Origin of the sequence: Blautia caccae (assembly GCF_040095955.1) — a bacterium.
Taxonomy (GTDB): Bacteria; Bacillota; Clostridia; order Lachnospirales; family Lachnospiraceae; genus Blautia; species Blautia celeris.
In genome coordinates this window covers 39,269-61,298 of record NZ_JBBMFP010000002.1, presented here as the reverse complement: position 1 = coordinate 61,298, position 22,030 = coordinate 39,269, and the positions used below count along the sequence as shown (strand labels likewise).

The 22,030-nt window shown below is 41.8% G+C and carries 23 protein-coding genes, 1 tRNA gene, 2 pseudogenes and 1 other annotated feature; of the genes and pseudogenes, 9 read left to right on the top strand and 17 right to left on the bottom strand.

The genetic code is table 11. From position 1 onward, the window contains the following. Positions 1-49: 49 nt before the first annotated feature. The 7 genes from WMO65_RS02185 to WMO65_RS02155 form a co-directional block, all read right to left on the bottom strand. Positions 50-1,741, bottom strand: coding sequence for a phosphoenolpyruvate carboxykinase (ATP) (locus WMO65_RS02185; protein WP_033140390.1), 1,692 nt, complete (start codon positions 1,739-1,741; stop codon positions 50-52). Between the two features lie 122 nt (positions 1,742-1,863). Beyond that, positions 1,864-3,351 carry a threonine synthase gene (gene thrC, locus WMO65_RS02180; RefSeq protein ID WP_033140391.1) on the bottom strand — a complete coding sequence of 496 codons (1,488 nt, stop codon included), beginning with the start codon at positions 3,349-3,351 and terminating at the stop codon, positions 1,864-1,866. A 21-nt stretch (positions 3,352-3,372) separates the two neighbouring features. Further along, positions 3,373-4,203: a cell wall hydrolase gene (locus tag WMO65_RS02175; RefSeq protein ID WP_081960216.1), complete on the bottom strand. Its 831-nt coding sequence runs from the start codon at positions 4,201-4,203 to the stop codon at positions 3,373-3,375. Between the two features lie 251 nt (positions 4,204-4,454). Next, the gene (locus WMO65_RS02170; RefSeq protein ID WP_148391504.1) at positions 4,455-5,351 is read right to left on the bottom strand and encodes a DED domain-containing protein; all 897 of its coding nucleotides are present in this window, start codon (positions 5,349-5,351) and stop codon (positions 4,455-4,457) included. Between the two features lie 144 nt (positions 5,352-5,495). Next, complete coding sequence (locus tag WMO65_RS02165; RefSeq protein WP_148391505.1) at positions 5,496-6,092, bottom strand: hypothetical protein; 597 nt, start codon at positions 6,090-6,092, stop codon at positions 5,496-5,498. 222 nt (positions 6,093-6,314) lie between these two features. Beyond that, a complete protein-coding gene (locus WMO65_RS02160; protein ID WP_033140394.1) occupies positions 6,315-7,970 on the bottom strand; it encodes a 2-isopropylmalate synthase in 1,656 nt (551 codons plus the stop codon). 137 nt (positions 7,971-8,107) lie between these two features. Continuing rightward, positions 8,108-8,371: a binding site (T-box leader), on the bottom strand. A 61-nt stretch (positions 8,372-8,432) separates the two neighbouring features. After that, positions 8,433-9,470, bottom strand: coding sequence for an SGNH/GDSL hydrolase family protein (locus WMO65_RS02155; protein ID WP_148391506.1), 1,038 nt, complete (start codon positions 9,468-9,470; stop codon positions 8,433-8,435). A gap of 190 nt (positions 9,471-9,660) precedes the next feature. Here WMO65_RS02155 and WMO65_RS02150 point away from each other — a divergent pair, with 190 nt between their 5' ends. Continuing rightward, a complete protein-coding gene (locus tag WMO65_RS02150) occupies positions 9,661-10,053 on the top strand; it encodes a pyridoxamine 5'-phosphate oxidase family protein (protein WP_033140396.1) in 393 nt (130 codons plus the stop codon). Positions 10,054-10,275: 222 nt separating this feature from the next. Continuing rightward, positions 10,276-10,349 (top strand) — tRNA-Pro (locus tag WMO65_RS02145). Between the two features lie 57 nt (positions 10,350-10,406). Here the strand turns inward: WMO65_RS02145 and WMO65_RS02140 are convergent. The 5 genes and pseudogenes from WMO65_RS02140 to WMO65_RS02120 all read right to left on the bottom strand — a co-directional run. Further along, positions 10,407-10,721, bottom strand: a pseudogene (locus WMO65_RS02140) (site-specific integrase); the annotation flags it as partial. 21 nt (positions 10,722-10,742) lie between these two features. After that, entirely contained in the window at positions 10,743-11,066 is a 324-nt protein-coding gene (locus WMO65_RS02135) for a site-specific integrase (protein WP_243128770.1), read from the bottom strand. A 577-nt stretch (positions 11,067-11,643) separates the two neighbouring features. Beyond that, a complete protein-coding gene (locus tag WMO65_RS02130) occupies positions 11,644-12,510 on the bottom strand; it encodes a TraX family protein (protein WP_033140398.1) in 867 nt (288 codons plus the stop codon). A 200-nt stretch (positions 12,511-12,710) separates the two neighbouring features. Beyond that, a complete protein-coding gene (locus WMO65_RS02125) occupies positions 12,711-13,253 on the bottom strand; it encodes a hypothetical protein (protein ID WP_052099228.1) in 543 nt (180 codons plus the stop codon). A 367-nt stretch (positions 13,254-13,620) separates the two neighbouring features. After that, entirely contained in the window at positions 13,621-13,902 is a 282-nt protein-coding gene (locus tag WMO65_RS02120; RefSeq protein WP_225305330.1) for an ORF6C domain-containing protein, read from the bottom strand. 86 nt (positions 13,903-13,988) lie between these two features. Between WMO65_RS02120 and WMO65_RS02115 the strand changes: the two genes are divergently transcribed. The 4 genes and pseudogenes from WMO65_RS02115 to WMO65_RS02100 all read left to right on the top strand — a co-directional run. Next, the gene (locus WMO65_RS02115; protein WP_148391507.1) at positions 13,989-14,687 is read left to right on the top strand and encodes a hypothetical protein; all 699 of its coding nucleotides are present in this window, start codon (positions 13,989-13,991) and stop codon (positions 14,685-14,687) included. A gap of 470 nt (positions 14,688-15,157) precedes the next feature. Then, positions 15,158-15,631 carry a hypothetical protein gene (locus WMO65_RS02110; RefSeq protein ID WP_148391508.1) on the top strand — a complete coding sequence of 158 codons (474 nt, stop codon included), beginning with the start codon at positions 15,158-15,160 and terminating at the stop codon, positions 15,629-15,631. Between the two features lie 81 nt (positions 15,632-15,712). Beyond that, on the top strand, positions 15,713-16,816 hold the full coding sequence (locus tag WMO65_RS02105; RefSeq protein ID WP_148391509.1) for a hypothetical protein: 1,104 nt from the start codon (positions 15,713-15,715) through the stop codon (positions 16,814-16,816). Beyond that, positions 16,794-17,019, top strand: a pseudogene (locus WMO65_RS02100) (transposase); the annotation flags it as partial. The gene WMO65_RS02105 and the pseudogene WMO65_RS02100, both read left to right, overlap by 23 nt. Positions 17,020-17,194: 175 nt before the next feature. Here WMO65_RS02100 and WMO65_RS02095 read toward each other — a convergent pair. Next, on the bottom strand, positions 17,195-17,455 hold the full coding sequence (locus WMO65_RS02095; protein ID WP_147396166.1) for a hypothetical protein: 261 nt from the start codon (positions 17,453-17,455) through the stop codon (positions 17,195-17,197). Positions 17,456-17,712: 257 nt separating this feature from the next. On the opposite strand from WMO65_RS02095, the gene WMO65_RS26510 reads away from it, so the two are divergent. From WMO65_RS26510 to WMO65_RS02085, 3 genes are all read left to right on the top strand, one after another. Continuing rightward, positions 17,713-17,862: a DUF6774 domain-containing protein gene (locus WMO65_RS26510; RefSeq protein WP_353963992.1), complete on the top strand. Its 150-nt coding sequence runs from the start codon at positions 17,713-17,715 to the stop codon at positions 17,860-17,862. Positions 17,863-17,940: 78 nt separating this feature from the next. Then, positions 17,941-18,408, top strand: a complete 468-nt coding sequence (locus WMO65_RS02090) for a TspO/MBR family protein (RefSeq protein WP_033140404.1) — start codon at positions 17,941-17,943, stop codon at positions 18,406-18,408. Positions 18,409-18,418: 10 nt separating this feature from the next. Then, the gene (locus WMO65_RS02085) at positions 18,419-19,060 is read left to right on the top strand and encodes a DUF3298 and DUF4163 domain-containing protein (RefSeq protein WP_148391510.1); all 642 of its coding nucleotides are present in this window, start codon (positions 18,419-18,421) and stop codon (positions 19,058-19,060) included. Positions 19,061-19,098: 38 nt separating this feature from the next. Here the strand turns inward: WMO65_RS02085 and WMO65_RS02080 are convergent, their stop codons facing one another. From WMO65_RS02080 to leuC, 4 genes are all read right to left on the bottom strand, one after another. Then, the gene (locus WMO65_RS02080; RefSeq protein ID WP_148391511.1) at positions 19,099-19,503 is read right to left on the bottom strand and encodes a hypothetical protein; all 405 of its coding nucleotides are present in this window, start codon (positions 19,501-19,503) and stop codon (positions 19,099-19,101) included. Positions 19,504-19,519: 16 nt separating this feature from the next. After that, positions 19,520-19,993 carry an NUDIX domain-containing protein gene (locus WMO65_RS02075; RefSeq protein ID WP_054351172.1) on the bottom strand — a complete coding sequence of 158 codons (474 nt, stop codon included), beginning with the start codon at positions 19,991-19,993 and terminating at the stop codon, positions 19,520-19,522. Positions 19,994-20,167: 174 nt separating this feature from the next. Beyond that, complete coding sequence (gene leuD / locus WMO65_RS02070) at positions 20,168-20,656, bottom strand: 3-isopropylmalate dehydratase small subunit (protein WP_033140407.1); 489 nt, start codon at positions 20,654-20,656, stop codon at positions 20,168-20,170. Between the two features lie 12 nt (positions 20,657-20,668). Further along, positions 20,669-21,937 (bottom strand): 3-isopropylmalate dehydratase large subunit, encoded by a 1,269-nt coding sequence (gene leuC, locus WMO65_RS02065; RefSeq protein ID WP_103732976.1) that lies wholly within the window; start codon positions 21,935-21,937, stop codon positions 20,669-20,671. Positions 21,938-22,030: the final 93 nt, after the last annotated feature.

The following is a 22,030-nucleotide window of genomic DNA, read 5'->3' as shown; positions in this document are numbered from 1 at the left end:
ACGGACCGCCATCACTGACGGTCCGCAAGATTTCTATTACAAGACTGAATTATTTCAGCTCTTCAACAACTTTCTGGATTGCCTCTAAAGCGTCAGCAGGAAGTTTGTCATATCCATCTTTCTTTGTCTCAAAAGCTTTGATTTCATTGACACGGTCATTCATACGAGCTCTGAGCTGATCAACGTAGCTTGCATCATTCATATCCGGAACGAATCCTTCCCAATCGAAGATTTCGATATCGGAGAACGGTCCCCAAGGTTTGAAGTCTGCTTTCTTCTCTACGATTGCTTCCAGGATACCTAAAGTATCTTTCGGCTGTACTTTCTTGCCCATGAAATCGCCTGTGTTGATGATGTAGCAGTCTACATTTTTCTCTTCAACCAGTTTTTTGAATTTCTCGTAGTCATCAGCTAACGGATATGTTCTGAACGGGTTAGCGTAAGGAACAACAACCAGCTTATTCGGATCAACGCCCGGTGCAAGACGCTCTGCTGAAGAACGTTTTGTAGCCAGAGTAGCGCCCATTACAGATGCTAAAGAAGCACCTTTTAATTTCACTACCGGCGGAATGGTCGGGTCTTTCATGATCCAGAAGATTGCGTTAACCGGCTCGTCGATCTTGTCAACGCGGTTCGGTGCCCACAGTTTGGATTTGATCGCACGTCCGTTACCATTTCTGATATCTTCTGTTACAAGCTGGATGTTTCCATCCTCGTCTAATGTAGCAGAGTTATTCATGGATGTCAGAAGAAACTTGTTGTCATCGCATCCTGCAGGATAATCCTGAGTTTTATCGAAGTATGTAGGCTCTAACGCTACGGAAGCACAAGTATCTGTGTTGATGATGAATGCATCATCATGCAGAACCTTGATCTCGTATTTGCCATTGTGTTTTGCATGTGTGATGGTAGATTTACCTGATCCTGACAGACCGTATACAGAAGCAACGTATTTGGAGCCGTCAGCCAGTGTGTACTCTTTCTGTCCGCCGTGGCATGCTGCATAACCATTTCTGTTGGCAATTGCCCAAGCCATGGTCAGAGTACCTTTTTTGTGCTCACCGAAGTATCTCATACCAAGGATACAAGCACAGTTCTGGTCTGTGTTGAAGTAGCACAGAGTCTGCGGATCGCTTAAGCAGCTGAAGTCAACGCCCGGACGGCTTGCAGGTGCCCACTGAGGATCTGAGAAGATAAAAATATCTGCTTCTTTTCCGCCGCCTACAGGCTGGGAATTTTTATACATTTTTACATAGTCATCAGACATATACTGGAAGTTCAGCATCCAGGAGTACATGATGTTCTCTTCGCCTTCCGGAATCAGCAGGTGAGCTTTTACCATGAATTCTGGGTCCAGACCTACATATACCTCTGCATGGTACATGGTTTTCCAGCGGGCTTCATAAATAGCATCCATAGCCACTTTGTCAAGAGCCGCGCAGTCAACACCTGGTTCTCCGGCAATACGGCGTGCTGCTGCATAACGTCCTGTGATAGCACCATCGTTGAATAATAAAACTTTAGCATCTCTCTCAAGACCAAACTCTTCGCCTCTATAAACAGGCATATCTGTAACGACTGTTCCAGGTGAGTTCTTCGCTAATTCATATGCCTCTTTTAATGTGTTAACCTTAACAACATTGTTGCCATAGAATGCTGCTTCAATAATGGAACGAGTTTTGCTGAAGCCAGTTTTGCCTGCTCCAATCTCGTTGATTGGGTAATATGCTTTTGTTGACATATGGTTTCCTCCTTAATCTTATCTCAAAGTCAATTTATTATCTCATGTTAGTTTTTAAAAGTCAATACTTTAACAATGTATTTTCTTGACGATTTTTTTACATTTTATAGAATTTTTATTTTTTAAATTCCGAGCACATTTTTTACTGCGGCAGGCATATCAGGAACGTCCACCACGGTATCGTGCAGAACAGGGGCTGTACGGATTTCCTCAATGGCATTGGGAACCTTCACATTTGCAATTTTGGACAATTCATCCACCAGCTCGAAATCACCCATGGCATCATATTTGCTGTCAATGGCGTTCATGACGCTTCTTGTGAATTTAAACGGACTGGCTGTGGAGGCGATGACCGTCTTGGTGCTGTCCCCGGTCTCATCTGTGTATTTTCCGTAAACACAGGCAGCAACCGCTGTATGGGTGTCAATCACGTAGCCTGTATCCTCATAAAGAGCCTTTATAGCCTGGGCAGTCTCCTCCTCTGTAGCAAAATTGCCATAGAAATCAGCAAGCTGGCCGCGCATTTCCTCTGTGATCTGATAGGTTCCGCCCTTGGTAAGCTGCTCCATCATCTCCCGGTTTTTGTCCGCATTTTCCCCTGCAATGCGGTAAATAAGCCTTTCCAGGTTGCTGGATATAAGGATATCCATGGATGGAGAGGAGGTCAGAATGAAGTCACGGTTCCTGTCATAGCTTCCGGTAGAGAAAAAGTCAAAGAGAACTTTGTTCTCATTGGAGGCACAGATCAATTTATCGATTGGCAGGCCCATATTCTTGGCATAATAGGCTGCCAGAATGTTTCCGAAGTTTCCGGTGGGCACTGTTACGTTAATTTTTTCACCATCTTTTATCTCACCGTTCTTGAAAAGGTTCACGTAAGCGTAAACATAATACACCACCTGAGGCACCAGACGGCCGATATTGATGGAGTTGGCAGAAGAGAACTGGAAGCCTGCCTTGTCAAGCTCCTCCTCCATGGCCTTGTCATTGAACATTTTTTTCACTGCGGTCTGGGCATCATCAAAATTGCCTGTGATTCCCACCACATATGTATTATTTCCCTTCTGTGTCACCATCTGTTTTTCCTGGATGGGGCTGACACCATTCTTGGGATAAAAGACAATGATCCTTGTACCGGGCACATCTGCGAAACCGGCCATAGCTGCTTTGCCTGTATCGCCTGATGTGGCAGTGAGGATAACGATCTCATTTTTTACATGATTTTTCTTTGCGGAGGTGGTCAAAAGATGGGGCAGGATGGAAAGTGCCATATCCTTGAACGCTATGGTCGCTCCGTGAAACAGCTCCAGATAATATGCGCCGCCTGCCTTTACCAGAGGGGCGATCTCCTCTGTATCGAATTTGGAATCATAGGCTCTGGCAATACATGCCTTTAACTCTTCCTCTGTAAAATCGGTCAGAAAACGGCTCATAACCTCATAAGCAATCTCCTGATAAGTCATCTCCGCCAATTTTTCCATGGGAATATCCAGCCTGGGAATACTTGTGGGTACGAACAGTCCGCCGTCCTTTGAGAGTCCTTTTAAAATTGCCTCGGATGCCTTTACGCATTCCCCTGTTCCTCTTGTGCTCTTGTACAAAATCTCCATCTTTTTTAAGTCCTTTCTTCTTTACGGATACGTGAAAAAGTCATGTACCCCATATTGGAATAAAAATTTTAAATCCTCTTTAAACCATTTAATATTGTGCTGTTCCGCATAAGCCTCTTCCATGAAGAACAGTGCACCCTGGGAGTAATCCTCCCCGTCTATCGCCCGGTTGACCGCTTCTCTGGTCCCCTCTGAAACGGTGACCGTATCGATTCTGCCGTCAACCGTAGGAGAAAACTGGGGACTTCCGTCCGAATTCTCCCACACCACATCGTGAATACTGTTGGGAAAATCAGGGCTTTTCACCCGGTTGAAGATCACATTTGCCACCAAAATACGGCCTTTGATATCCTCTCCGCCGGCTTCCGCCTCCACAATTTTAAGAAGCGTCTCATAATCCTGGTCCGTCATCCTGAGGAGACTCTCAGAAGCGCCGATGGAATGATTCTCCAGTTCAGCCACACTGCTGGCTGTCTCTTCACTGAAATCAAAATGTGATTCCTGCACCTTTTTTCCTGTTCTCTGCCCTACCAGCACAGCCTCACAGGAGGTGCCGAGCCGATGTACTTCGCTCTGGGTATCCTGACTTATCAGTACGCCTGAAATAATTGCGTCCAGACCGTACAGCTGTTCTTCCTCTGGCTCATCCTTATCGTTAGGCGGATCTTTGTCGTCACTCACAGATGCATATACATTATTTTTTCCGCCTGCATGAAGCCCATGGAAGGTGAATGCCACGGCAGCGATCACCACTGCCCCTGTCATAACCAGCGCACAGGTTCTCCGGCTCTTTTTAGATATCTTCCGGATCAAAAATAAAAATCCGGCCGCAATCGTACGAATAATGTCCATACCTTTTTCCTTTGCCTGTTTTCTTATCTCGAATAGACACCAGTGATACCTCTCAGTTCCGTTTCTGATGTCATGAATTATATGGATTATAAAATAATTGGGCAATGGAAGTCAATAAGCCGGGGCGTCTTTTAGCTAATCTTCACAATATTATCTTATTTATTGATAGTTATTTTATACACTTTTTCGTGCTTTTTTCCTCTATTTCACTAAAATGTGGAAATATCTGTATCTTCTTTTATTCTATCTGCTTATGATATCCAGGCCGCACCCAGACGGTAAGTTCCGGCGCCGTCCTCAAATGTCCCTTCGCAGGAGTCATACCCGATAGCACCAAGACCGGAACGCCATTTTTCCACATCAAACCGGAAACTGTCATTTTTTATCTGTCCTGCTTTTATGGTTATCAGAATTCCTTCCGGAAAATCCAGGTTTTCTTTATCGATCAAACCTTCTTCCGTCAGTTCCTCCCAAGTGGACAGCATTACATCTATATGTCCACTTCCGCCGTCAGGCAGGCTTTCCTGTGCATTTGTCAAATAGGACCAAAAAAGATATCGAAGGGCCTCCTTCTCCTGTTTGGAAAGGTTCTCTTCCTTTGTCAGATCAAGAGCCGCTATGGTGATCTTATCATTCAGTGCCGTGTCTGCGCCGTAGACTGCCTTCAGGATGTCAAGATACAGGCCGACCACATCATTTTGCTGTTCCAGAACGCGGACTTTGTGAACGCCTGTGATTCCCAGCGGATAACGCTCCACAGAAGTGCTGTCAGCGGCTGCGGAAAGCGCGATGCGCATTCCCGGCCGGAGTGCCTTTGCTTCTAATTCCGTTCCTTCTTGGTCATAAAACAGGACATCACTTGTGCCAAAGTCGGCCAGTCCACCATTTTCTTCCCCATCCTGTAAAAACAGTATGGTGTTCTCATCTGCTGTTATCACTTTCCCGGTAATCTCAAACTCCCGGGCAGCCGGTTCGTTGTCCTCCCGGGATGTATTTCCCACCTCTGAAGACACATTTCCCCTCGGTTCGGTCATTTTATCACCGCCACTTTGTCTCTGTATGGAGGAACACCCTGTAAGCAGTACCAGACATAATGCCAATGTGTAAAGAAAAATACCGCCTCTCTTCTTTTCCTTTATTTTTTTCATATCATTTCACCTCATTTTCTGAAATACACAGCAATCGTTACCCTTCTTTTTATAAGTGTCCGCTGAGTCCTGTTTTGTTGCATATGTGCGAAAATGATGTTAAAAATGATGGCATAAAAATTGATCTCTCAATTTTGAAAATGCTTATTTTGATTCATTTATCTGAGATGCCATTTCATCCAAAGTAAAAACTTGGTATTCCTCTTCCTCTGAGCCGGTATCTCCCCTTGTCTCTATACTTTTGCGGTAATCACAGAATGTTTTTACTTCTGCAAAATACCCCTCCTCTGTTTCCATATACTCTCCTTCCGGCCCGTTTATTCTGGCATACGTCCCATCCGTATTGTAATATGCAGACTTCTGAAGAAAATAAATACTTTTCTGACCTGTTTCCAGCATTATATCATCTTGCTCTATCTGCAGCACATAAATGTGTTTTAGTGCTTCATTACTGTACTGTTCATATTTTTGACGGCAGCTTCTCCTCTCATCCTTTGTTCCGAGAGAATCAATATAATCCTTTACGGATGCATACCCCTGATCTTTTATCATTTTAATTTTTGTTCCTTTTTTATAATTTCCCTTAAAAGACTGCAGAATTTTAATATCCGCTTTTGTGCGGCACACACCATCCCCGGCAATATAATAGCTTATACCTGCTGTCTCAGCATAAACGACCACATCACTTTCTCTGGCCAGTGACGGAATGTCTGGATAAGAATGCATATATTCGTAAAACATTCCATCCTCACAGGATACAATGGTGTCCTTTGTTATCTCTTCTGTGTTTATCTCTAATTTTCTTTCCCCGCTGCATGCTGTAAGGCATATGGAGCATAGTATCAGCAGCAATAATCCTTTTATTATATTTATTCCCCCTCTGTACCCGCCTGATTTCACTGTATTTATAAAGAAACAGGACTGAACAAATACCCTTCGATATTCATTCAGCCCTGTTGATCTTTATCTGTTATTAATAGCTGTCACCAGTGCGTCGATGGATGCCCTGATGATATCAGGATCCACTCCTGCGCCCCAGGCAAGACTGCCGTCCGGTTTGCGGATTCCCACATAGGCAATGGCCTTGGAACTGGAACTCTGCTCCAATGCATGTTCCTGATATGTTATCAGATCATACTGGAACCCGTATTCCTTTTTCAATGCGTTGCTGACTGCGTTGAGACGTCCGTTTCCGGCTGCCTCTATCGTCACCTCACGTCCGTTAAAACTGGATGTCACCTGTGTGGTGATGCCGCCGTCCTTCTGCTGGAAATGAACACTGTGGATTTTCAGAGGAGAGGTAACGTTCTCAAATGTCTTTTTGAACAGCTCGAAAATCTGCTCAGGCAGCAGTTCCTTCTGTGTATGATCTGAGACAGCCTTGGCTGTATATCCCATGGCCTCCCGCATCTTAGCCGGCAGGTTCAGGCCGTATTTTGTTTCCAGAATATAACCTACACCGCCTTTGCCGGACTGGCTGTTAATACGGATAACGTCTGCGTCATAGTTTCTTCCCACATCTTTCGGATCAATGGGCAGATAGGGAACAGTCCAGTGTTCCGGTTTCTTTTCATCCAGCCAGTGCATGCCTTTTGCAATGGCATCCTGATGGGAACCGGAAAAAGCTGCGAAAACCAGCGCGCCGCAGTATGGGCTTCTCTCGCTTATTTTCATTCCTGTGAACTCTTCGTATTTTTCACAGATTGCACTCATATTGGTAAAGTCAAGATTCGGTTCAACACCCTGGGAATACATATTCAAGGCCAGGGTAATGATGTCCACATTACCGGTTCTCTCACCGTTTCCGAAAAGTGTTCCCTCAATACGGTCAGCTCCTGCTAAAAGTCCCATCTCAGAATCAGCCACACCACATCCTCTGTCGTTGTGCGGATGAAGGGATACGATCACGTTTTCTCTGTATTTCAGGTTCTCACACATATATTCTATCTGACTTGCGTATACATGGGGCATGGAATGCTCCACTGTTACAGGCAGGTTGATGATTGGCTTTCTGTCGGCTGTGGGCTGCCAGATGTCAAGCACTGCGTTGCATACCTCAAGCGCATATTCCGGTTCAGTTCCTGTAAAGCTCTCCGGACTGTACTCGAAGCGGTAATTCTCTCCTGCTTCCTCTGTGAGCTGTTTTAAAAGTTTAGCGCCTTCTACTGCAATCTTCAGAACTTCTTCCTTTGATTTTCTGAACACCTGTTCACGCTGTGCAAGGGATGTGGAATTGTATACATGAACAATTACATTTTTGGCTCCTTTTACTGCCTCAAATGTCTTCTTGATAATATGTTCCCTGGCCTGAGTCAGAACCTGAATGGTCACATCATCCGGAATCAGGTTTTCCTCGATCAGCTTTCTGAGGAATGTATATTCTGTTTCAGAAGCAGCCGGGAATCCCACTTCTATCTCTTTAAATCCAATCTCCACCAGAAGTTTGAAAAACTCCACTTTCTGTTCCAGATTCATGGGGATGACAAGTGCCTGGTTGCCGTCACGCAGGTCAACACTGCACCAAACGGGAGCTTTGTCCACATACTCTTTTTCCGCCCACTTCATACATTTTACCGGCGGCATGAAATACTGTCTCTTGTACTTACTGCAATTTTTCATTCTCTTTTCCTCCTGACTTTTTTGGATACCTATATCTAAGCTTTAATAACAGGCGGCCTGCCCGGACTTCCAGGGATTTCTCTGGCTTCCCAAATGGTATAAAAAAAAGCCCTCCATCTTTATTACAATATGCTTGTAATAGAGACGAAAGACTACTGTCCTGCGCGGTACCACTCTACTTTATGAATATACTTCATACGCTTAATAAGATACAGATATGTACACCTTATATCTTTCCCTTCTGATAACGGCAGGGTTCCGTCTGCGCCTACTGTTTCTCAAAGAAAGTTCGGGCAGCTGCTCCAAGGGCAGTTCCAGATTCTGCGTCTGCCGCTTCGCACCAGCCAGCGGCTCTCTGAAATCCGATATGAATCTGTACTAATCCTTATCTTCGCATTTGTCATATTGCAACAGCTCGTTGCTGTTGTGTTAAAGTTAAGATACCATTCCCTGCCGAAAATGTCAAGAGAGAAACGCATGTATTTTTCCAAAAACCCTCTGCGCGATCCGGTAAAATCCCAAATCATTGGGATGAATGCCATCCACAGTGCAGCACTCTCTTGCTTCCTCCCCAAACAGCTCCGCACCGTCCAGAAAATCCACCTGATATCCTCTTTCCCTGCATTTGAAAACCGTCTCCCATATAATCTGTCTGCGCTCCCTGCTCTGCAGCTCTTCTGTCTTAAATTCCGGGTTTGGCCGTGACATGACAAGCACAGGAAGCGCCGGGTTATGTGAAAGAATATATTCCAGAAACGGTTCATGTGTTTCCCTCAAAAACGCGGCATCGGGAGCATTGTAGTCGTAATCATAGACCAGATATTCTGCAGGCAGTCCGGCAATATAACGGGCAATCGGCAGATCCCCTCTGGCATTGCCTGAGAACCCAAGACAATACATGCCTGCATCCAGCCATCTTGTCACCAGCGCCGGATAGGCATTGGAGGTTCTGGAGGCACATCCGCCCTGTGTGATGGAGGAGCCATAAAAGATTATAGGCCTCCTTACTTTATGTTCAAGCGGCTTCCATATACATGCCTTCTCTGAGATACCCAGGTATAATTCCTTCACACCGTTGTAGAGGGGCAGATATACGGTTATTTCCGATTTTTCCCCTGAAAGAAGTATTTCTCCCTTTACCGCATCTTCTCCCAGTTCTGCCCTGAATGTAGCGGCATAGCTGCCGTTTACAAACACATCCATGCCCGCGCTTCCGGTCAGGGGCATATGGGACATCATAACATCCGGCTCCAGCAGTTCCATACACAAACCCAGAATACAAGTATCTGTCTGAAATCGCAGCACACCTCCGCTGGTATGCCGGGCAAGCGCAGTAAGCTCCGGTCTGTATATTTCTTCCAGAACACCATCGGGAAGGCGCTGCCAGGTATGGGGGCATAATCCCTCAATCTCTGCCTCTGTTTCCTTTACCTTCCTGTAATTTAAGCGTGTACTGTTCGCTTCCTGTTTAAAATTACTGTCCAGGTCTTCTATCTTCAAAGCTTCATCCTCCTGCTCTGTCTGTTATTTCATCCCACGACAGACATTTTTGAAGAGTGCGGTCATATCGTGGGGTATCCTCGCTTATTTTCGCTTATTCTTTTAAATAGCGCTTTCTTTTTCTCATGTATTTGCTATAATATTAGTATAGGCGCGTAAAAATGTCAAATTTACAAAGGAGGTCTGTTTTATGCAGGAAATCTATGATTTTCTAAAGAAATGCGGGACTTATTATCTGGCAACCACAGAGGGCAGTCAACCAAGAGTCCGTCCCTTTGGAACCGTGGACATCTTTGAAGACAAACTCTATATCCAGACCGGTAAAGTAAAAAATGTTTCCCGACAGATTCTGGCTAATCCCCAAATAGAGATCTGCGCATTCGACGGCGGTCACTGGCTGCGGATCGAGGCCACTGCCGTGCTGGATGACAGGGTAGAGGCACAAAAGCACATGCTGGACGGCTACCCGAACCTGCAGGCCATGTATCAGCCCGGCGATGGCAATACACAAGTATTTTACCTGAAAGATGCCACGGCTACCTTTGCATCATTTACGGATGAACCAAGGGTGATTCATTTCTAATAGGAATCCCAGCGTTTTTGATCATTCAAATGGGGGACTGCCGATGGAAACAACTGCGGTCCTCCGTACAGAAAACAGCCATTATATCTGTACTTTTATCATGCGGCAGTCCGGTCAAAATGCGCGTTTTTTTCCTTAAAAATATTTTAATAAAAAAAATTAAACTTTTTTTCGATTTTTTCTTGCATTTTCCAAAAATTCTGTTATAATAAATAATCGTTACGGGGTATGGCGTAGCTTGGTAGCGCGCACGGCTGGGGGCCGTGAGGTCGCAGGTTCAAATCCTGTTGCCCCGATTAATAATTAAGATACTGGAGGCTGCTGTTTATGCGGTTCTCCAGTATTTTTTATTTTTAAAATGAATCATTATTTTGAAGACAGTTTTTATTATTTTGTAATATGGATGTTTTTTTTCGCTTCTCCTTCATCTCGTCTTGTCGATAGGGATTAAAAATATATTTTAATGTTGTTTCTTTACTTGTATGTCCTAGCCATCTTCTGATCTCTTCTAGTGACCATCCATCTACATTCATTCGCGATGCCACAGTACGCCGTATACAATGAGAATATTTTAACTTTCCTGTTTTCCATCCTAATGCCAGTTCAGCTTTTGTTAACCTATGTTCAAATTGATCTTTAACCGCTCTACTACCATCTGGATTTGAAAATAAAAACTCAGATAAAACTTTTTATTCATTTTTTATCCTTTTAAAGATCTGCATAACGCCATCCGTCAAATACAGCTCTCTATAGCCAGCCGAGCTATCAGATTTCACATAATCAACCACTTCACCAGTAGTACATTCTTGCCTTTGAACAAAAAGCGTCTCATTTATCCAATTAATATCTAGCCATTTTAAGGCACATAGCTCACCTCCCCTTAATCCCAAATCAAAGTTGCATATTAATCCCAAATTAACGATATTACCATTTGATTGATATCCCTTTTCTAATACTTCAAAAAGTTCTTCTATTTCATCAGCATAAAATATCATTTCTGCTGATGCTCTCATTCTCTCACTTCTCCTCAAGGTTTATGATGCCGTCAGTGGCAGGGATATACCGGCATATATATTTGCTGCCGTTCTTCCATGCAGTTTGTACGGATGCGCAGAGGCTTTTCCGGATATGAAATCCAATCACTGGATAGAAGCACATTCCTCAAGGTATTCTGTCCATAGGAGCTTTTTGTTCACGCCGTTTCGTAGCAGTTCCTTGCGGATGTGAGCGTAATCCGGAATCCGGCATCCGTTTGTTGGTATGAGCCTGCTTACCATTCTGTTTGGGGAACAACAGCTGCTCGATTACCGAATCAATCTGGTTTGCATCAAGCGGCCATGAGATATTTTGCTCCCGTGCCGCCTTCAGAACCTTATTGTCCGTTTTCTTGGAGACACCGCAACTGAGTGCGATATTGGTTTGGCTGAGATTCAGGCTGGCAAGCCTGATAATCTCTCGATAACTCGATAATTAGTCATAAAAGATGACCTCCTTTAAATGTATTTACGTCAAAGACGTATGAATACATTATAAGACTTCAATTTTACCCAAACTATAAGTATTTGCTTTTTTATGTACAAAACTTTTTCATTATGATACAGAAAACTCAAATGAAATAATACTTAATATAATTAAATGAAGTGGATAATAGAGATAAAAAAAATACCTCATCCCAATACCCCTTTTTCCATTATATGAAAGAATGAATGGAATAGACAATAACATCATCCAGACATAATTATCATATAATAGAGAATGTTCATAAATATTCATTGGTGCAATATTTAATATGGTAACAGATATAAAAAAAAATATTTCACCAAGAATATGCCCTGATATGCGGTCCAAATAATTTCTTGTTCTTTCTAATATGTTAAATTGAAACAATGCTGTATATGTTACTGCAAATCCAGTGAATGATAAAGATAATAGTAGTTTGCGATTATGAAAAATATAAAATAATAAAGACAGAATTATAAATAACAATCCACCTTCGACATAAAATACACTTCCCAGTAATGGTGCTACAACACGTACGATAAATTCTTCGTTAAACTTGGAAATTTGTAATATGCAAACCATAAATATGTATGCAAATAGCTGCCAAATGGTATAGACATAAAAATATTTGTACTTTTTTTCTTTTATCTTATCATAGATATAATATGATAAAACAGCTATTAATAATGTTCTAAAAATATTATTAGGTATATCTTTATATTTAGAAAGGCTCCAAAAGTTAATAATCCCCATTAATAAACTTGATATGTAAAGCCTAATCATGTATTTTATTTTTTTACTAGTGTGGCGATAACTTTCACATGATAAAAACAAAAAAATAGGTGCTGATATCCTTCCTATCCACTTAAAAAAAAGAGGAGAGCCAGGAAAATAATCATATATATGGTCTAATGTCATAAAAAATAATGCGAAGAATTTCAAAAGAGTCGCTGACATAAAATACCTCCACGCCTTGAAAGATTCTTTTTTCCCATATAACACCTTCCTAATATTGCTTAAGAGTATAGAGTGAAAATGATCTGATTAATGGCCTTTCCAAAAAATATATATTTCTAACGGTACTAATCCCCAGACATGCTGGGGATTAGATTTTCATTGTAACGGGCCGCATAGAGTGATATATGAGCAATAAGCCTTTAATCTAATGCTTTAATCCACCCTGAGAAATCTGAAGGAGCTTCAAATAAAATATATACATTGCTACTTGTAGAAAATCCACTCACTTCTGCATAAATTGTATTTCCTGGTTTTACAGTCAATGTCTTCTTTGTGCTAAAAAATGTTTTTACTTTTGCTGTTAATGTTGTGTCTGAATAGTTTTTAATTTGAACATAATACTTCTCATATCCAGAAAAATAGTAGTTTGTATATAAGTTGCCGCTTGTTGAGCTACCAGCAAAATTGTAGGCAGTTGTAGTGGATATGTTATACTTCGTAGTTGGTATGCCTATCCCATAAGGAACAATACCCGTTGAGTTTTGTTCTGTTAATCCAATATTTACGTGTTCTTTCGCATTGTATTCCTGAATCTCTTCATCAGACATTTTTTCTTCGCTTATTATACGAATATTAATATCCTCATTATTTTCTGGTGAGGATGCATCTGCAGCGACAGACATGGGTGTGCAAAGCATTGAGAATATGGCTAAGGTGCTTATTATTTTCATTTTTAACTTCATATATTCATTCTCCTTTTTAGAAAACGTATTTTCAAGTTACAAGATTCATGTAAATAATATAAATCCACTCTTTTCTCTTTTTATCTATTCGCAATATTTTTTATTACTTACCTCTCCATTGGAATCACCTGCTTTCAATTTTATAGTACATCTCAAAACACATTAATCTCTTTTAACACTATTCTCTTTTAATATTATTATTTTTTAATACTATTATTATTTTTATATGTATATATTACCATTAATCCCATATTTTTACAAGTTATTTTTGTAAATATTGTACATATTTTGCAAGTAAAAGCCGATGTAGCTATTCTTTCAACCACATCGGATTCATTAGTCCCTTTATTTATTTGAATTTATAATACTATCTACCCGCAAAAATGTTATTTCGTCCATCGTCAGACATGTCAAGCCATTCTGTAAACACCCTGGATTTCTTCTCACACAGAATACCTTTGTCATATTCTTCAATCATTTCATTTGTTTTTGCCAGAATAAAACAATCAGAAGGTCTCCAGTTATAGACTAATCTTTTTGCTTCTTCTAAAGATTTTGTGGGAATATTTTTGGAACTTGATACTTTAAAGTGTTTTTTTAACATACCGTAAATCGCCGGATAGAAATATCTGCTCCATATAGTGCGCAATACTATATCTGACGTTAAGGTATATACCTGAAAGGATACTGCTGCTTAATGAAGGTGGACATACATGGGCACGAACTAATAAAGACATGGATTCTGCTTCCAAGCGCTATTTTACTACAGTAGAGCATGGTAAGGCTACATTACAAGGCTTAAATCAAACTCTCCACCCTGTTAAATCCGGCTTAGCATCATTTGGTAAAAACATACTCGCAACCGCTGGGAATATGGCTATTGGAATCGGTATATCGGCTGCTATAAACGGAGTAATTGCTCTTTATCAAAAACTTGCCAATGCACAAGAAGACGCAATTAATAAAGCTAAAGAAGCTTCCTCCGAAATACAACAAAGTCATTCTAACATATATTCCGGTAAACAATGGAAAGCTGATAATGAAAAACGATTTCTCCAATTACAAGAAGGCGTAGATTCTACGGGACACAATCTTTCCTTGTCTGCTCAGGAATTTGCCGAATACCAATCACTTGCACCCAGTTTAGCTTCTACTCTTCCGTCTCTTGTAAAAGGATATAATGATCTTGGTCAGCCTATTCTGACAGTTGCGTCAAATACCGCTTCTTTAAATGACGCATTTCGATCTGCCGAATTACAGGAATATCAAAGGAACATCAAAAAGACAGGTATTTTACTGCGAGTTTTCAAAGCTCAGACTGACCAATCTAGAAAATACCTTTGGCAAGAATCTGGAACAAAGCAACAAAATCAAATCAAAGGCATACGTGATGCTTACGAAAAGAATGGGGATAAAGAAAAAAAATATCCATGATTACTTGGATACTGTTGCAATTGATGAAGGGTTAACAAATCTGAACTGGAAGTACACTTTAAAACAGGCAGGTCTGAAAAAATACGACTCAAAATCTGTTGTCAAGAATATTAATTTAATTATTGCTAAAACAGACGAATCAGAAGCCAAATAAACAGAAATGGCGAATACTGTCAGTCAGGTACTGCTGATTTTCTAAATGCTAATGATGATTATTATAAAATGATCATCAATACCACTGATAAGAAGGCTGCTAATATAGATACATTAATGTAATCCACCATCGGCTCTTTTAGCACTGAGACTATAAGTAAATATCTCGATTCAGAAGAAAAAATCAAAAATTGGACGAAGAATGTTGTCAAAGGTTTAAAAAACTCTGATGTACAGGATGCTATCGGTCAGCTCTTTGAACTTGACACCAAAAATCGCAAATGTCCTTCTGCGAATATGCTACACAAGTAAATTCTTTGACAAAGACAATCGGTTCCAAAATAAAAGGTATCAGCCAAAACAAATCAAAGAAGGTATGGACTTCAATGATGTTCTTGATGAATTGGGAACCAATTATGCCAATTTTGTTGCCAAATTTGGTGAAGACGCAGGAATTGAAAATGGCTCTCTATGAAGCCAAACAAGCTGCTGTTGATTTAAATGCTACTCCTCTGTTAGACGAAGCAACAAAAGCCGCTGAAACACCGAATGCAGGTAGCAATTATGAGAAAATGGTTTCTCAAATAAAAACAGCTCAGGAACTTTACGCCAAAGGACTTGTCGGCACTGATGATTTCAAATCCATAGCAAAATGGCTTTCTTCTTCTGGAGCAGACAATCCTGTCAACTTCATAGAAAATTATGAAAAAGCAGTTCGCTATTTAACAGATGATGCATCTGGATGTAAAAACTTCTTGGAAGATCTCCGAACGAAAGGATTTTCTGAATAAGTTCCTGCAGTTGATGCAAGCGGTCAATCATTTGAAAAATGGCAGTACAATATAGCCGACCTTGAAGATGCTGCGCAACGGATGGGTATTGGTTTTGAACCATTTATGGCTATGTTTGGTCGTTTGGAGGATTATGGTTTTTCCAATAACTTTGTTGCTACGGTTGACCAAGTAAAAGAGCATATCAAAGATTTGGCTGGAGAGTTAGCCGAGGCTGAAGCACATTATGCGGAACCGACCAAAGCTGGTCAATACGAGACTTCTGAAGGAATGACTTTTGGGAATCAGACCGCTATTGACGCACAAAAAGATAAGATTGCCGGACTCAAACAAGATATACAAGAAACTGCGGATGTTATGCAGTTATTGGCCGAAAGAGAAGCTGACACCTATAATAACGAAATAGAAGGTGCAAGAAGTACAGTAAATACTCTTGCAATTGAACGTAAACAAATCCTCAAAGAGAATACCTATGGCAAGAATACTACTCTTGTTGCCGACAAACTTGCAGAACAAATCAAAGAAACTGCAGGTGAATATAATATTGAACTCAAAGCTGACCTGTCTGTTAAAGACGATGCTGTCGATAAGGTTGCAGATTCATATCGAAAGGCACTAGAAACTCCTACAAACAGAGATTTTAACGGAAACAAAGAGGCTGCAGCTCAATATGCCGAAATATCTGAAAAAGTACAGTCTGCATATGAAGGTCAAGATGTTGCATTAAAATCAGCAACCACTTCATTATCAGGATACACATCTGAACAATTAAAATCCATAGATTTATCCGATGGGCAGTATGCGCAAGGTAAAGAAATGGAACAAGCATTGGAAAACACCATGGATGTACTTGGTGTCAGTGCTGACCAAGCAGAACAATTCAATAATGTCCTGTCTGACCTCGGCCTGATTGACATTGCTCCTGAAGTGGATACAAATGGATTAGACAATTTATCTAATTCAGCTAAAGAAGGAATTGAACTTCTTAAACATCTACAAGAAAATAAGGAGATCAACCCTAACTTTGATTTCGACGCTGACATTAGTACAATGTCTGCTGAAAAATTGTCATGGCGCGTCGATGAACTCAAAGGGATGCGGGTACAGATTACTCCTGAAGTGAATCCTACTGGCGCACAAGCTCTTGATGAACTGATTGCAAAGACTCATCTACCAGGCAGCTGATGAAAAAAAGGCGCTGGCAGCACTTGACCGGGTAACAGAAAAATGGACGCCCAAATATCCGAATCCCATGAAGCTCTGGAAGGATAACTGGGATGCCATATCCCCAATTTGAGGCCACAAAGAAATGGACCACAACCATCCGGAACTGGGCTCAGGTGTATGGAGAATTAAGTATCATGTACGAAGGACGGCTTCCAGAGTAATCGAACATGATCTCTTTATTTTTTCAATATTCAGTCATCATAGTGCTTCCAACTTTCAAAGAATCCCTTTTCACTATAACCTTTTTTACCCATATCAGACCTCCTCTTTATACTGCAAATTACACACTGAATATTGCACAGCATATTTTGCAGCATCCACTAAAATTCCATATATCTATTCTTTCAGAACATATTTATCGCCAAATCCCTTCTTCTCGATAACCCCCTTTAACCCTTTGGTACTCTTGATTGAAAAACGTTTTCCTTTTGAAAAGAAACCGGATATATCTTCCAGTTCAAAGTTTTCACCAAATATATTATGCGTTCTCAACTTCCCGGTAAACGTTTCTTCCAGTTCCCCTAAATCATCATCAAAAATGCCGTTTTCCCTGTATAGGTGCATTTTCCCGCCTTTCAATTTAAAATAAAATTCCATATACATTCCTTTGATAAATCTGCTTTTTATCGGTTTCCGTTACTTCTGCACTTTATAACTGTTATCCAATTTTTTACTCATAACAATTGTTTTCCTATGCCGCTCCACCACGAATTCTTTCTCTATACATTATATTTTACCAGCCTGCCGGTTTGAATAAAGCGGAATTTTCCCGAATATATCACTTTACCGCTGTTTCTGCATAATAATAAAGCAGAGATGATAATAATGAATTCCTGTGAACTTGTTACTTTTATATCTACAGCGGCCTGTGCTCTTTCTCAAAACTGCACAGAGGACGAATTAGCGATCTTGGCTGCGGTTTTTCCCAGCTTGGCGACACCTTGAACACCATCCTTGTACACAAAGAAATCTGCGGCGGTGATAAAATAAAGAAAACGGATTAGCTTTCAAATACTTCTCATAAGTAATCAAAAAAACGCATATGTTTTGGTAAATACCCGTACAGGGAGTACATTACAGATATGAGTAAAGAAAACAGAAGCTCTTTTGTTATCTCCATCCTGCTTCCGCTGGCCATTGGTTCTCTGTCTACCCTGATCAGCGGAAACCGTTCTATGTATGACATGATAAACAAGCCAGCCCTCAGTCCGCCGGCTTTTATATTTCCGGTTGTGTGGACAATACTTTACATTTTAATGGGAATTTCTTCCTACCTCATCTATGAATCCAATAATCCGGGCAGGCGCAGGGCGCTTAGGACATACGCTGTTCAATTGCTTTTCAATTTCTTCTGGAGCATTATTTTCTTTGGTTTCTCCCAGTATTTTCTTGCATTTATATGGCTGCTGGCGTTGATTCTTGTTATTATCGTCATGATCTGTCAGTTTTATAAGATCAGCCCCGCTGCCGCTTATTTACAAATTCCTTATCTCATCTGGTGTATATTCGCGGCGTATCTTAATTTTATGATCTATATTATGAATCGGTGAGGTGGTATATATGCAGACAGTCACGACAAATACCTTAACAGATACCATATCATATAAAAACATACCGATCGTAACATATAAAATCAACTACCCTTCCTTTACTACCACATGCAATGTGAAAGCCGCCGAGGCCATAAATGCTTACTATCTCCGACTTGCCCAGAACACCCGGGACTACTGCAGGAATGTGATATTTGCGCAGGCAGCACAGGACCTTGAATACATACAGGGCACGCGCCCGTTTAATGCTTATACTCTGGACGTTGTTTTCCAGATTACCTATAATTCCGGATGCATCACCAGCCTATATACGGATACATATACTTATACAGGCGGAGCCCACGGGCAAACAATACGCACTTCTGATACATGGGATTTCAGCAGCGGAGAAAGGCTGCGGCTCACAGATTTTTATCCTCTTACGCCTTCTTCCCTGCATCAACTGCAGGTATCCATGGAAAGCCAGATTGCCAGAAGATTAAAAGAGAATCCCGGTACTTATTTTGATGACTATAAAACGCTTTTGCATAACACATTTCGTATCAACAATTTTTATTTAGAGCCGGGAAAACTGGTTATTTATTTTCAGCAGTATGACATAGCGCCATATTCTACCGGACTGCCGGAATTTTATTTTCCAATTAATATTTGAGGCCAAACACTGACAGGAGGGCTGATGCAGCCCTCCTGTCAATTTTCCTCCTCATCTGCCGGTGACCCAACAACAAATTCCCCAATCACTGTTTTACCGTCCTGCAGATACATAGGTATACGGAAAGATTTTATTTTATTTAATTCCAAAGCCTCCTCAGGACTTTCCGGCAGGTCTCCAACCAGGTCTGTGCTTTTCACATATCCCTGTACATCATCTTCCCCTATAGCCAGCAGCAGTTCAGAATCTCCATATATAACGCCTCCAATACCATAGGTTTGCCCTTCTTCGTTCTTTGGATACCCTTCTTTTATAATCTCTTCCCGTTTTGGTATGATCAAATCCGGTTTTATGCTGTTATTTACATGTACTCCTACCCCAACCACCATAGAAATGCATAATACAGACAGCACAGAAGCGGCCGCCATTTTCCGTTTTATCACATTCTCCCTCCTTTTCTTATGCAAAATGTAACATATAATATTCAAGAATATCCTTATGCGTCTCTGCAATTGTAAGTCCCGATAATTCATCTGTCTCAAAAAAACGCAGTTCTCTGGATTCCTCACTGCAGCAAAGTCCCTGAAAATCTTTTATAAAGACCTCATAGACCGCAGTTATAATGCGCACGATATTTCCATCCGGGTAAGCAGCTATCCTGTAAGGATAGGAAAATACATTAAGTAATTTTAGACTGTCTGCCCAAAGTCCTGTCTCTTCCCTTACCTCCCTCTGCACACATTCCTCCAGCGATTCTTCCATTTTCAGGCCACCGCCGATAAATGCCCAGCGATCTGCGTCTGTCCTGCGTTCCAGTAATACCCTTCCGTTATTTCTTATAATGCCAACTGCACCCATGTGAATCGGACGGTTGGGTTTTGGAGCATCCGGTGTGTTATAGAATTTTGTCTGCTTTTTCATGTTTTTTATCATACACTTTCCTCTGCTAACTCTGTACAAAAATAATATCATATTTTCATTCCTCTTACAACCTGATTCCGCCCATCCCAAAGCCAATGAATCGCAGCCATCACCTCCCCCCACGCACATAAAAAACGGCCCATCCCGCTTTTCCCGGCGAAATGGACCGTTTTATATCCTGCTGTTTTACTGCTGACTGTTAATGTAATTGATCAGGCCTTCAGCCTTAATGATTTTCTGCATGAACTCAGGGAATGCCTGGCCTTTGAAGCTGGTTCCTTTTGTCTTGTTGGTGATGATCCCGCTGTCGAAATCCACTTCCACCTCATCTCCCGCTTCGATGTTCTGTGCCGCTTCCGGACACTCAATGATAGGCAGGCCGATATTGATAGAATTGCGGTAGAAAATACGGGCAAAGGTCTCGGCAATGACGCAGCTTACCCCTGCTGCCTTGATGGCAATGGGTGCATGCTCACGGGAAGAACCGCAGCCGAAGTTCTTATTTGCCACAATGATATCACCCTTCTGTACCTTCTTCACGAATTCCTTGTCAATGTCCTCCATACAGTGCTGTGCCAGCTCTGCCGGATCAGAAGAATTCAGATATCTTGCCGGGATGATGACATCCGTATCCACATTGTCGCCATATTTAAAAACTGTTCCGTTTGCTTTCATGTCTTCACCCTCCTATAATCCAAGTTCTTCCGGAACGGAAATTTTGCCGGTTACTGCGCTTGCCGCAGCCACAGCCGGGCTTGCCAGATATACTTCAGAGTCCACGTGTCCCATACGTCCCACAAAGTTTCTGTTTGTGGTGGAAATGCAGCGCTCGCCCTCTGCCAGGATACCCATATATCCGCCCAGGCACGGTCCGCAGGTCGGAGTGCTGACAACTGCGCCGGCTTCTATAAAGATCTTCAAAAGTCCTTCATCCATTGCCTGCAGATAGATGTTCTGTGTTGCAGGAATGATAATACAGCGCACGCCCTTTTTCACTTTACGGCCTTTTAATATCTCTGCTGCACAGCGAAGGTCTTCAATTCTGCCGTTGGTACAGGAACCGATCACGGACTGGTCAATCACCACATCCTCTGTGATCTCATCCATTGTCTTTGTATTTTCCGGCAAATGCGGGAATGCGATGGTCGGTTTCAGCTGGCTCAGATCAATGGTATATTCTTCGTCGTAAACCGCATCCGCATCTGCCTCGTAAACTTTATACGGGCGTTTGGAATGTTCTTTCATATATGCTTCCGTCTGCTCGTCAACCGGGAAGATTCCATTCTTTCCGCCTGCCTCAATTGCCATGTTGGCAATGGTGAAGCGGTCATCCATGCTCAGGTTTTTGATGCCTTCACCTACAAATTCCATGGATTTGTAAAGAGCACCGTCCACGCCGATCATGCCGATGATATGTAAGATCACGTCTTTTCCGCTTACCCATTTGGCCGGTTTGCCTACAATATTGAATCTGATGGCAGACGGTACTTTGAACCAGGCTTTTCCCGTAGCCATGCCTGCTGCCATATCGGTACTTCCCACGCCTGTGGAGAAAGCGCCCAGCGCGCCGTAGGTACAGGTATGAGAGTCCGCTCCGATCACCACGTCACCTGCCACGGTAAGGCCTTTTTCCGGAAGCAGCGCATGCTCAATGCCCATCTCTCCCACATCGAAGTAATTGGTAATTTCATTCTTACATGCGAATTCACGCACGCATTTGCAGTGTTCCGCTGATTTGATATCCTTGTTCGGAATAAAGTGGTCCATAACCAACGCGATTTTGTCTTTATCAAATACATTCTTAACGGTCATTTTATCCATCTCGTGAATTGCTACAGGAGATGTAATATCATTACCCAGTACCAAATCCAGGTCTGCCTCGATCAACTGTCCGGCTTCCACTTTGTCAAGACCGGCTGCTGCAGCCAGAATTTTCTGTGTCATTGTCATTCCCATGGGTATTCCTCCTTGTTCTATCGATTTCATCTATTGCTATCATAGCATATCTTTTGTTATAATAGAAATACATATTAAATATATCTGCCATAA